Source organism: Mycoplasmopsis columboralis (assembly GCF_900660675.1).
GTDB lineage: Bacteria > Bacillota_I > Bacilli_A > Mycoplasmatales > Metamycoplasmataceae > Mycoplasmopsis > Mycoplasmopsis columboralis.
Genome location: NZ_LR215039.1, coordinates 746,349 through 758,394, shown reverse-complemented (window position 1 = coordinate 758,394; position 12,046 = coordinate 746,349). Strand labels below are relative to the sequence as shown.

At 28.0% G+C, this 12,046-nt stretch carries 10 protein-coding genes and 5 tRNA genes; 9 read left to right on the top strand and 6 right to left on the bottom strand.

Going from position 1 to position 12,046, the window contains the following annotated elements; all coding sequences use genetic code 4:
- Window positions 1–1,653 carry a ribonuclease J gene (locus EXC45_RS03060; protein WP_129693794.1) on the bottom strand — a complete coding sequence of 551 codons (1,653 nt, stop codon included), beginning with the start codon at window positions 1,651–1,653 and terminating at the stop codon, window positions 1–3.
- 214 nt (window positions 1,654–1,867) lie between these two features.
- Here EXC45_RS03060 and rpmB point away from each other — a divergent pair, with 214 nt between their 5' ends.
- Window positions 1,868–2,059: a 50S ribosomal protein L28 gene (rpmB, locus tag EXC45_RS03055; protein WP_036434399.1), complete on the top strand. Its 192-nt coding sequence runs from the start codon at window positions 1,868–1,870 to the stop codon at window positions 2,057–2,059.
- Between the two features lie 81 nt (window positions 2,060–2,140).
- Here the strand turns inward: rpmB and EXC45_RS03050 are convergent, their stop codons facing one another.
- The 3 genes from EXC45_RS03050 to ptsP all read right to left on the bottom strand — a co-directional run bounded on the left by EXC45_RS03050 (window position 2,141) and on the right by ptsP (window position 5,199).
- Window positions 2,141–2,494: a hypothetical protein gene (locus EXC45_RS03050; protein ID WP_129693793.1), complete on the bottom strand. Its 354-nt coding sequence runs from the start codon at window positions 2,492–2,494 to the stop codon at window positions 2,141–2,143.
- 83 nt (window positions 2,495–2,577) lie between these two features.
- Window positions 2,578–3,462: a DNA-binding protein WhiA gene (whiA, locus tag EXC45_RS03045; RefSeq protein WP_036434403.1), complete on the bottom strand. Its 885-nt coding sequence runs from the start codon at window positions 3,460–3,462 to the stop codon at window positions 2,578–2,580.
- A gap of 33 nt (window positions 3,463–3,495) precedes the next feature.
- Window positions 3,496–5,199 (bottom strand): phosphoenolpyruvate--protein phosphotransferase, encoded by a 1,704-nt coding sequence (gene ptsP, locus EXC45_RS03040; RefSeq protein WP_036434405.1) that lies wholly within the window; start codon window positions 5,197–5,199, stop codon window positions 3,496–3,498.
- A gap of 291 nt (window positions 5,200–5,490) precedes the next feature.
- On the opposite strand from ptsP, the gene EXC45_RS03035 reads away from it, so the two are divergent.
- The 6 genes from EXC45_RS03035 to EXC45_RS03010 all read left to right on the top strand — a co-directional run bounded on the left by EXC45_RS03035 (window position 5,491) and on the right by EXC45_RS03010 (window position 7,629).
- Window positions 5,491–5,565 (top strand) — tRNA-Asn (locus EXC45_RS03035).
- Between the two features lie 4 nt (window positions 5,566–5,569).
- A tRNA-Glu gene (locus EXC45_RS03030) sits at window positions 5,570–5,645 on the top strand.
- Window positions 5,646–5,650: 5 nt separating this feature from the next.
- Window positions 5,651–5,726: transfer RNA gene (locus tag EXC45_RS03025), tRNA-Val, on the top strand.
- 2 nt (window positions 5,727–5,728) lie between these two features.
- Window positions 5,729–5,804: transfer RNA gene (locus tag EXC45_RS03020), tRNA-Thr, on the top strand.
- 35 nt (window positions 5,805–5,839) lie between these two features.
- Window positions 5,840–5,923, top strand: a tRNA-Leu gene (locus EXC45_RS03015).
- A 95-nt stretch (window positions 5,924–6,018) separates the two neighbouring features.
- Entirely contained in the window at window positions 6,019–7,629 is a 1,611-nt protein-coding gene (locus tag EXC45_RS03010) for an MAG3240 family lipoprotein (protein ID WP_036434406.1), read from the top strand.
- 18 nt (window positions 7,630–7,647) lie between these two features.
- Here the strand turns inward: EXC45_RS03010 and EXC45_RS03005 are convergent, their stop codons facing one another.
- Together EXC45_RS03005 and EXC45_RS03000 are read right to left on the bottom strand one after the other, a co-directional pair.
- Window positions 7,648–8,619, bottom strand: coding sequence for a hypothetical protein (locus tag EXC45_RS03005; RefSeq protein WP_036434409.1), 972 nt, complete (start codon window positions 8,617–8,619; stop codon window positions 7,648–7,650).
- Between the two features lie 56 nt (window positions 8,620–8,675).
- On the bottom strand, window positions 8,676–9,992 hold the full coding sequence (locus EXC45_RS03000; RefSeq protein ID WP_051616954.1) for a DUF2179 domain-containing protein: 1,317 nt from the start codon (window positions 9,990–9,992) through the stop codon (window positions 8,676–8,678).
- A 191-nt stretch (window positions 9,993–10,183) separates the two neighbouring features.
- On the opposite strand from EXC45_RS03000, the gene gltX reads away from it, so the two are divergent.
- Together gltX and EXC45_RS02990 are read left to right on the top strand one after the other, a co-directional pair.
- Window positions 10,184–11,590 (top strand): glutamate--tRNA ligase, encoded by a 1,407-nt coding sequence (gene gltX / locus EXC45_RS02995; protein ID WP_036434412.1) that lies wholly within the window; start codon window positions 10,184–10,186, stop codon window positions 11,588–11,590.
- Window positions 11,580–11,987: a DUF1934 family protein gene (locus tag EXC45_RS02990; protein ID WP_036434417.1), complete on the top strand. Its 408-nt coding sequence runs from the start codon at window positions 11,580–11,582 to the stop codon at window positions 11,985–11,987. The genes gltX and EXC45_RS02990 overlap by 11 nt, the downstream gene beginning before the upstream one ends.
- Window positions 11,988–12,046: the final 59 nt, after the last annotated feature.

The window sequence follows — 12,046 nt, the reverse complement described above, 5'->3', positions numbered from 1 at the left end:
TTAAATGTTGTTAATTCCTAAGACAACCATAGGGTCTTTTTCAGTTAGTTTATAAATTTTCTTACGAATAGTTTTTCTTACTTTTTCATTAAGATCTTTCATTGAAGTAAACTCTTTGGTTTCTAAAACATTAATTAACACCGATTTTATTAATGCATCTATTTCTGGTTTATCATTTTCATCAATTACTCCAATGTAATCAATAAAAAGTTCACTAACAATTCTTTTTTGTTTTGCTGAATAAAGTAAGTTGATAATAACTACTCCCTCTCTACCTAGAGATTCTCTTTCGGCAATTACTTCTGAAGAAATATCTCCAATTCCAAAACCATCAATAATGGTATCTCCTACCTCGTTGATTTTCCCGTTTTGACTAAATAAACGATCATCAACAAAATGCGCTATCTTTCCGTTTAATAGCATTAAGGTTTTAGTGTGTTTTGATAAATCGGCATCATCATTTATGTAATTAGCCGCATCTACTAAGTAACGATAAAGACCTTGGGCTGGAATTAAATATTTTGGTTTTAAAGCCTCAACTAAATTAGCAATATCTTCTTTAGTTGGATTGTGTTTATAAAACTGACTTTCACTAATATCATAAATTTTTGAAGTAATTTTTGCAATTTCATCCATTGTTGCAGCCGCAAAAGACTCCAAACCATTAACTGGGTGAGCCATCATAATTACATTATCGGTATTTTTTAATTTTAAATAAACATCACGTTTACCAGTAATACGAACAAATCTTAAAAACAATCTTTCAAGTGATCCTGTTACAAGCACAATTGCATTTTTGTATTTGCTAATTTGGCGGTAATCAAACATTTGTGGAAGAGGATAGTCTTTTGATATTTTGCTAATTAAATAAATTAATTGTCCATAAGTTTTACCATATGCACATAGTGGTCTTTTTGTTTCAATGGCCAAATTTAAAATTTGCTGTAATTGAACCATATCTTCGTCGTAAGCACCAATAATAATTCTTTCATCATCGCTTGCTTTGTAAAATACATCCTTAATAAATATTGGTAAATCTAACTTGTCAATAGCTCTTCCTTTAGCGTTGCTTTTACCAGCGTCGCAAACAAGAGCGTTCACTTGGGTGTTTTGTAGTTGCGAAGCTAAATCTTGAAAGTTTAAATTTCCATATAGTCCTAAATTTCCTTCAACAAAGTTAAACATAAATAAATAGCTTCCAGAGGAAGTTTCAAAGTTATACCCCAAAGATTCCGGAATGCTACCAGCCAATTTAATAGGTTTAACTTTTAAATTTTCAAAAGAAATTTCGTTATTAATAACTTCAATTTTGTAATCTTTTTCGTCAATTTTGTATTTTTGTAAACGGTCAATAATTAAAATTTTATTAAACGCACTAGTATAAATTTTAATACCAGGAATTTTCATAACCAATCATGGTAAAGCACTAAAACTTTCGTTTTTAATGTCAGTAATAAAAATTCCTTTAATTCTCTTTTTATATTTTTCTAAATATGAAAAATCCGGAATTAAAGCATCAACCCCATTACTTGAGTTAATCGGTACTTTTACACCAGCGTTGATAATAAAAATATCATTGTTGTGTTCAAAAATATAACAGTTTTTTCCGTTTTCGTCTTGCCCACCAAGAGCAAATATATTAACTTGATGCATCAGTCTCCTTAAAAAATATTATTTAATGAAATTTAATAAGTATTATTATTTTTTAATTATAGCAAAACAATTTTAAAGCCGGTCTTTTTGCACAAAAAACTAATTAAACCATTCCTTATTTGGGGCTAATAAAAAATATTTCGTTTTTATGTTTTTTTAGTATAATAATTTTACTTATTTATTTACATAATTAGCTAATTAGAAAGGAATATTTATGGCAAGAAGAGACGCTTTAACCGGTAAAGGTCCTTTGTCAGGTAACACACGTTCACACGCAATGAACGCTTCAAAACGTAAATTCAACGTGAACTTACAAAAAATTAAAGTTGTTATCGACGGACGTAAACAAACACTTAGAGTTTCAGCTAAAACTATTAAAACATTAAAAAATAAAGGTTTAGCATAATAATTAAAATCAGCCTGATCAGCTGATTTTTTTGATGCTTTTTGCAAAATAAAAAAGCAGAAAATTCTGCTTTGAAAATTATTAGAAGTGTCTTCAAAGAACTCCGTGATATCTTTGAGCTTTTGTTAATAATAATCCATCAAGATCGGTATCTTTATAAATGAAGAAATCTGCTAAGTAAGCAATTAAAATTGCAAGTAAAATAAGTAAAATGATAACAATTATGATTAAAATAATTCATCAAACTCTGCTTAATTTTTTCTTCTCTTGTACAGTTTCTTGTTCTTGCTCTGCTTCTTCAACAAAATAAGGATTTACATATTTAAGTTTTTTAATTAATTCTCATCTTGTGTATTTTTGAAGAACTGGATTTTCTACTTTTTTCTTTTTATGAAAATCATAAGCACTTTCATATTTTTTTAATTTTTCATTCATAATTTCCTCATTAAAGCTATAAATTGTTTCTTTTATTATACTAAAAAACTATTTTTTAAACAAAGATAAATTAAGGGCTTTTTTTATTGTTTTTTGTCATTTCCAAGATGTAATTCAACGATTTTTTTAAGTTTTCTATTTCAATGATTCAATCCGGCTTTGGTTATGTAAATATTATGTTCATTTTCTAAAATATGAACTAAATTACTAAGAGATAATCCGGGATTTTCTAGTCTTAAACGATGAAAAACCAATTCATTTTCACTAAAATTAGATTCTAAATTGTGTTTATAAACATAATTGATTAACTCAACATAATTAATAGAAGAGGTGGCTACTTTTTTCATATTCGCATAATCTAAATTATTTATTCGATTAACCATGTTTTGCATATCTCTTTTAATCTTTAAATCTAAAAATTCAAAGTAAGCTTTTTTAGCTTCAATAGCAGATAAAAACTCAATAATCTTATCTATACTTCGAATATATAAAGTGTGTTTATTATTTTTGAATTTGTACTTGAATCCAAACTCATAACTGTTAAGAAGTTCTTGAACAATGTCTAACACAAATTTGTTTTTAGCTGTTAGATCTAAAAAATATGATTTGGATTCGATGTTTGAAATCGTTCCTCCTCCAAAGAAAAATCCAGCAAATAATTTAGTTAGATCATTTTCTATAATTAAATCTGCTATATCGTCAATTCCATTAGGAAAAGCTTCAAAAACGTGAATTTTGAATTTACTTTTACTTTCACCTTCTGAAAAATAATCAAGTTTTAAGCGTTTAAACATTCTTAGAACTTCATTTCTAAAAACTGGATTTTTTAATTCAAAATTCACAAACTCTTCGTCGGTGTCAAAATCAACAGCAGTTAATAAAAAACCACTCAAAAAAGAATCAATTTCCTTTGGTTTTTTAACATTAACTATTTCTTGTTTAATTATTTTAGTAAAGGATGTTTTCATTATTGAAATTATAAAACAAAAAATAGGACTTGCCTATTTTTGTAATGATTGGTTTAATAATTCTAAAACCTCTTCTTGAGTATCTAATTCAATAGCTTTAAGAGCTACTTTTTGCATTTGTTCATAACTTAAAGTTCTTGCTAATTCTCTACTTTGAAGCACACTTGAAGCAGACATTGAAAATTCATCAAGACCAAGTCCAAGCAATAAAGGCAATGCTCTTGAGTCACCGGCCATTTCTCCACACATACCAGCTCACTTATTATGTTTGTGGGCTCCATCAATAACCATTTTGATCAATCTTAAAATTGAAGGGTTAAGTGGTTGGTAAAGATATGAAATATTTTCATTCATTCTATCAGCTGCCATTGAATATTGAATTAAGTCATTTGTACCAATTGACACAAAATCAGCGTATTTACAGAATTGATCTGATAAAACTGCAGCAGCTGGTGTTTCCATCATTAATCCAACTTCTATTTGATCTTTTGATGCAATATTTTTGTTAGTTGCATAAACTTCATCATAAGCTTGATAATACATTTGTTTAGCATCTAAAAATTCTTGAACATTAGTAATCATTGGGAACATAATAGCAACTTTACCATATTCACTTGCTCTAATTAAAGCTCTAAGTTGAGTTTTAAAAATTTCTGGATTTTGCAAACAAAATCTAATTGCTCTATATCCCAAAAATGGGTTCATTTCAGTTGGGAATTTAAAGTATTTTAAGGTTTTGTCTCCACCAATATCAAGAGTTCTAATTACAACTCTTTTTCCATTCATCCCTTGAACAACTTTTTTATAAGCTTCAAATTGTTCTTCTTCAGTTGGTCAATTTTCATTATCCATATATAAAAATTCAGATCTAAAAAGTCCAATACCTTCAGCATCGTTGTTTAAAACTGACTCTAAATCTTTTGGTGTACCAATATTAGCCGCAATTTCAATATGATGTCCATCAACACTCACTGAAGGTTGTCCTTTTAATTTAGACAATCTTTCAAGATATTCTTCATATTTTACTTTTGCTTCTTTAAATTGTTGAATTTCTTCTTCAGTAGGTGAAACTACCACAATCCCTTTGCTTCCATCTAAAGCAACTAAATCGTTATTTTGAACCTTATCCATGATAACGTTTGTTCCTACAACAGAAGGAATTCCTAAACTACGAGCCATAATTGCGGTATGTGAGGTTGTCCCTCCGATATTAGTAATGAAACCTTTAACAAATTGTTTATTTAATTGAACAGTCTGAGAAGGAGATAAATCTTCAGCGACAATAATAACTTCTTCATTAATAGAAGTTAAATCGTGTTCTTCAATTCCTGCAATTGCATAAATTAATTTTTTAGAAACATCATAAACATCAGCAACTCTTTCTCTCATATATTCATCTAAACCAGAAAGCATTTCAGCAAATTGATTGTAAAAAGTTTCAACGGCATATTCAGCAGAATAATTTTCATTTTTTATTAAATCGCTAATAGTTGTGATCGCATACTCGTCAGTTACAAAATTTAAATGAGCATCGAAAATTCCAGCGTGTTCTGGATCTTTAGAAAGTTCTTTAGCTTTTTGAATTTTTTCAATAACACGAATTCTAGCTTGTTCGTATTTTTTCAATGATGCTTCAGCATTTGTTGTTGATTTGTTGTAATTTAAATGTATTTCTTCAATTTTAAACACTTTTGCAATTGCAACACCTTGTGAAGCTCCTATACCTTTAATTGTCATTTGACCTCCTTGAATATAAAATATTATTTATATCTTAACACTATGTCTAAAATAATAAAACATATAATTTGATACAAATTTACAAAACAGAAACAGCAAAAAAATAATTAAGAATTATTGCCATATTTACAAATTTAAATTTTCTTAAAATAATTTTGGATATTTTTTTAATTTGTATTATAATAATACAGCAACGAAATCGACGGGCGTTGTACAAGAACCAAAAAAATATTATTAAAAATATTTTGTAAAACTAATTTTATTGTTATAATTAGTAAGCTGAATGTATTTGCCGATTTAGCTCAGCGGTAGAGCAGCTGGCTGTTAACCAGTTGGTCGTTGGTTCAATCCCAATAATCGGCGCCATTATGGTCTGTTGGTGAAGCGGTTAACACACATGGTTTTCATCCATGCATACACGGGTTCGATCCCCGTACAGACTGCCATTTATGGAGAATTAGCTCAGTTGGGAGAGCGTCGCCCTTACAAGGCGAATGTCATGGGTTCGAGTCCCTTATTCTCCACCATTGCCGTCTTAGCTCAGTTGGTAGAGCAACTGACTTGTAATCAGTAGGTCGTAGGTTCGAGTCCTATAGACGGCACCAGGCAATAAAGTGCCTTTTTTTATAAATTTTTTACCGCGCGGGTGGTGAAATTGGCAGACACGCTAGATTTAGGCTCTAGTGCCTCCGGCATGAGGGTTCGAGTCCCTCCTCGCGCACCATTATTAATATATAGTGATGCTTCAAGCATCTTTTTTTATGCTTTTATGAAGAGATGAAAAATAATTGTTGCTATAATATTACCGATAAGGAATATATGAAATTTAAATGATTTATAAGTGTGTGTTTGCCTGCCATAACACCTTTAATGGTGGTATCTTGTTATCAAACCAACAACAAAGAAAATAAATATTTAACCGAACTTTTTGATTGAACATCTAATAAAAATCAATTAAATTATTTATTAGATAACAATATGTTTTTCTTTCAAGACGATATTCACAGTAATCCTAAGCAAAATTCTGATTTACTAAAGCAAAAAAATGATTCTTCAATAGGACTAGTAAATCAAAATATAGAAGATTTTTATTCAAAAAACACAATTGATCTTCAAGAGCTTAAAACTTTATTTTCTAAAAGTTATTTAAAACAAATAAAAGCAAACAAATTTAAATCTCAAGAATTTATTCCGAATTTGCAATATGCATTATTTGATATTTATGTTAATTTAGATTTATTCAAAAATTCAATTCCAAATTTAATAGATTTAACCGATATAAGATTTATTGCATTTAAACAAAATATTGAGCAACAAAATTATTGAAATAAATTGATGACTTTTTATTTGAAAGCTTTTGATATTCCCAATTTTTCACAAGCATATTTAAACTTTCATGATGATCAAACCGTTTCTATTAACTTACTGGATTCTGAAAATAGACCTATCTACAAAAATTGAGAGCAAATTAAATTTGTTTTGCCGGATTTTAAAAATTATAATCGTAGAAAAACTTGAAATCGGAATTTTGAGCTTGAAATAACTGATAATGAAATTTTATTTAATGAAAAATTCAAAGATGCTGATTTTTCTTTAAAAAGTAACCCTTTACTGGTGTCCTCATTTGAAGATATTATTGAAAATTCAAGTATTTTAAAAAAAATTTCAATAAAGGGGTTGTTTGTTTTACTTAATTATTTAAATAAATACATTCAAATTACAAATGATTTCAAAGTAAATTGAGAGGATACTTTTTCGTCACTACATGATCTACCATTAAAAAATTCAGGAATTGTAGCTCCCTTAATTGTTGAAAAAGACAATCAAAAATTTAAATGATATTCAATTGATTTCAGTAAACATAAACATGTATTAAACGGATTTTATATTCAAAATAATCTTGATTTTAATAAGTCATTTGATTTTACTTTATCAAAATATGATTTATTTGAATCAGAAAACAAAATGCAAATTAAATCATCTTTGAAGTTAGAAGAATTCATTAATAACAATCTTCAACAAATTTTAAATTATTTTATTTTTCAAAATAAGGATAATTTAAATATTTGAAACGGTATGAAAATGTCAGAATTTGAACCACAACAATTAGAAAATTCATTTTTAGAAGAGAATCCAATTAATTGAATTTTATTGCAAGTTTCCGTTTTAATTAATTCATATCTATTTGAGTATGAAAATCAAAATGGATTTACTCCGATGATGCTAAAACTTAAAAGCTTTAACGCTGACAATTCGCAATTAGGCACTCTTGACATAATCTTAGATTTAGTCGATTTAAAAAGAAATAAAGTCATAATTTCAAATATATCTTCTCATTTAAAGGGATTTAAAGGATATGATTACAATAAACTAAAAGATTTCAATCCGAGCGAATTTAAATTAAACGAATACCAAGAAAGTTATAAATAAAATGGCAAAGCGCCATTTTTAATTTAAACTTTTTATCAATTCTGAGTAATGCTTAAGAGCTTCGAAATAAGCTTTAAACAGCAATTTATAAGCAGTTAAATCACTTTCAGTTCCAAAACCTATCGCCCTTCTAACTCTCGGATCTAACTTAGACACTTCTAACACGTGATTTTTTAGCATTTTAGTGACTAAATCTAAATTAATTTTAAACATATTGAAATAACCAATTAATTTTTGTTTTTTTTCACCTTCAAATGTTTTAAATTTTTCTAGAGCAATTTTTGCTGTTGAAGGAGTAGAAGGTAAATACTGGAATATTTCTTTTTTAAACTCATCTAAAGAAATAGAGCTATTTTTTAGCATTTTATCCATTTCTAAATAATAGTAGCTTCTGTATTTTAAAAGTTCAAGAACCGCTTCTGTTGAATTGATGTATAAAGTTTCAAAAGTAAACATTGCTGAGTTTTCGTATTCTTTGTCATTTGTTATATTAATATTTGGATAGTCCAAAATAAAACTTTTAATTGCGAGCATTTTTTTAGATTGATCTTTAATTAAATCAAGAGGATATTTTTGAGTAGCAAAAGAGTTTCATCACTCTTGATCAAAGAAAGCATTTGCTTGCACTTCTTTTCTATAGTGTAAATACAAATCGTAAAATTGTTTACGATCACTTAATAAAGTAGCTTTGTTTTCGGGAGTGACTGTATTTGATTTTTCATTGTTTGATGTTGAATTTTCTGAGTTATTAACTTTTGTGTTGTTATCATTATTTGTATCTTTAGTTGATTCGTTTTCTTTATCTTTATTTTCAGAAATGGTTTCAGTTGGGTTTTCAGGTTGTTTTTCTTCATTTGGTTTATTAGTATTTTCGATTGGATTTTCAAGTTGTTTTTCTGGACTGGTTTTTGAGCATGCAGCTGATACTAAAACTGTTGATAAAATCGATCCAAAACTAATTGACAATAAGATTTTTTTATATTTATTCATAGCTTGATAATTATAAAGTTTTTGTTGCAAATAAGGACAAATAAAAAGTTCTAAAATTAGAACTTTTCAGTAGGTAAATAGATAAATCCGTCAATACTTGAAACCTCAGAAATCGCCACAAAAGCTTCAGGATCATATTGGCGAATTTTCTTTAGCACTCTAGGCACTTGTCTAAATAGTGTAACAGTTTTTAAAACATGTGTTTCTTCTTCAGTTGTTGCTGATTTAGCAATAAAAGAAGTAAGTTTTATAACAATCTTTCTATCATTTGTAATTTTTTCTTCTAAAAGACTAAATTTGTGAGAAAAAACTTCGATTTTAACTAATTTAAATTTAGGATATACCTTATTAAGAACCATTATATATGCAATATTTGTAATAAATGTAGCAACAAAATTAGGTGAAAGATAAAATTCAAAACTTCATGCTTTTGCAGCTCATAAATCTAAAGTAGCTTTACTTTGTTCGCTAAGAGCAGCTCTTACATCTTCAGTCACATAAGATTTAATTGTTTGAATAAATAATGAACCAGGAAGTCATGAACCCACAGCAACTGAAATAATAATAATGGCAATATTTAAATATCCTGAAATGCTTCCAAATGATTTTTGAGTTTTATTTGAATATCATTCTCCGATAATTCCAGTAACCCCTGCAGTTCCACCAATAATTTGAATTAAAGCGAAAATTCAAGCTAAAATTACTCCATAACCTATTGCAATAATAGTTAAAGCAATGATATTTCCTCCTTCTTTTCAGTTTAAAGGAATATAAGGAGTTAATTTTAATAGACTATCTTTAACGCTGTCTGTTACATCTTTATTGTTGTTTGCGATATCTTTAATTAAAGCTTTTACATCATTGTTTCCGAAGTCACCTATTAAATAAACTTCATTTGCTCCATCAATAAAACCAATTGAAAATGACACAACTGAAGATACAACAAGAAAAATGACTGTTAAGTGACCAAAAAGCTTACCAATTTTTTTGTAACCCAAAATAAAAATAGGAATACTTAAAATAATATACGCAATTCAAAAGACAAGTTGATCAATTGCGTTACTAATACCTGGAGATACTTTCCCGGCAATTTTAACGGTAATAAGTCTAGCGATAGCTTGACCAAAAGCCGCTAGACCGAAATTATAAATACCGACATTTTTAACAAAAAACACACTTATTACACCAAAAAACACAGCTGTTACCACGGTAATTGTAATAAGCTTTCACATTGGTAAATGTGAATAAAAATAACTAAGTTTTAAACCAAAGTTAGACATTTTGGTTTTCTTATACACTGTATTAGCTTTTTCAATTACGTGAGGTTCAAAATGTTTGTTTTCTGTATTATTTTTTCTATTTCTAAAAAACAAATAAACCTCCTTTATATAAAAAAATTAAAACCCTTTTTCGAATTGGGTCTTATATTAATTACATCACTTTTTTTGTAAAACTTAAATATTTAGTAACAAATGTACAAAAATAACACAAAAACTCTATTCTTTAGAAACTAAAAATTCATAAGTTATATATAATTTAAATACTTTTGTATTTAAGGAGTTTTATGAAAAAAATCAGAACTAGATATGCACCAAGTCCTACTGGTTATTTACACATCGGTGGGGCTAGAACTGCTCTTTTTAATTATTTATTTGCTAAACACTTTAATGGAGATTTTATCTTTCGTTTAGAAGACACTGATATTAAGCGTAATGTTGAAGGCGGAGAAGAATCGCAATTAAACAATTTAAAATGATTGGGTATTATTCCTGATGAAAGCCCACTTAATCCAAATTCTAAATATGGTCAATACAGACAAAGCGAAAAACTACACCGATACAGGGAAATTGCTAATTTACTACTTGAAAAACAATTAGCTTATAAAGCATATGATACTGCTGAAGAACTTGAAGCACAAAAACTCGAATCAGATCAAAAAGGAATCCCATCATTTAGATACAATCCAAATTGATTGCAAATTTCTGATGAAGAAAAACAAAAAAGAGAACAAGCAGGTCAATTTTCAATTAGATTAAGAATGCCTTCACAAATTCAATTAAAGTGAAATGATATAGTCAGAGGTGAAATTTCTTTTGATTCTAATGAAATTGCTGACTGAGTTATTTTCAAATCCGATGGGTATCCTACATATAACTTTGCAGTAGTTGTTGATGATCACGATATGCAAATCACTCATGTGTTACGTGGTGAAGAGCACATTGGTAATACTCCAAAACAATTAGCCATTTATCAATATTTAAATTGAGAAGCTCCTGAATTTGGTCACTTAACAATTATTACCAACATGGAAGGTAAAAAGCTTTCAAAAAGAGACACTACTTTAAAACAATTTATTGAAGATTATAAAAATGAAGGGTATTCCCCAGAAGGAATTTTCAACTTTTTAGCTTTACTTGGTTGAACTTCAGCCGATGCTAAAGAAGTGATGAATCATGCAGAATTAATTGAAAAATTCGATCCTGCTCGGCTTTCAAAATCTCCATCAAAATTTGATATTTCTAAAATGAATTGATTCTCAAAACAATATTTAAAAAATACTTTAAATACACAAATTATTCAAAAGTTGCAAGTTAATGATTTAGATTTAGAGTGATTAAACTTATTTGTAGATACCTTCAAAGAAAGTGCTACAACAATTAGCGAATTAAAACAACATTTAAACACTTATGTTAATCCTGAAATTGCTAAAAACCAATTTGATGAATCTCAACTTGAAGTTGTAAAAACCTTTGCAAATTTATTAAACGAAGTAAAAGAACGCTTTTCAATTGAAACAATTCAAAATGTTATTAATCAAACTTCAACATCTTTAGGAGTAAAAGGTAAAAACTTATTTATGCCTATTCGCATGGCAGCAACAAATGCTCAGCATGGTCCTGAACTTGCTAAGGCCATTTACTTATTTGGTGCACCAATTATCTTCGAAAGGTTAAAACAATATGAAAATTAAATTCAAATCAACTATTTTTCAAAATGACAACGAAAATCAAATTGAATTTACAGCTCCAGTAGAAGTTGTAAATGATGGAGAATTTGAAATTTTAAGTTTTAATGAACCAAGTAAAAATGTTGCCAATCGTATTGAAATTTCACAACAAAGAATTAATATTTTTGCTGGACCAACAACTATTTATTTAATTTTGGACAAAAATCAAACTGCATTAAATTTATTTGAACTTATGACTCCTGAAGGAGTAGGTCGTGAATTAGAGTTTTACACTCAAGTAATTGACTATAAATTTGAAAATCTTAAAGAATACTTTTTTGAATATGAACTATTTCAAAAAGTCAACAATGATAAATTAGTAATGGGTAATTTCAAGATTACTTTAACAATTGAAAATTAGTGCATTTGCACTTTTTTTAATTGCATTTTATCAGTTAAAAAAGTGTTTTTTTTATATAA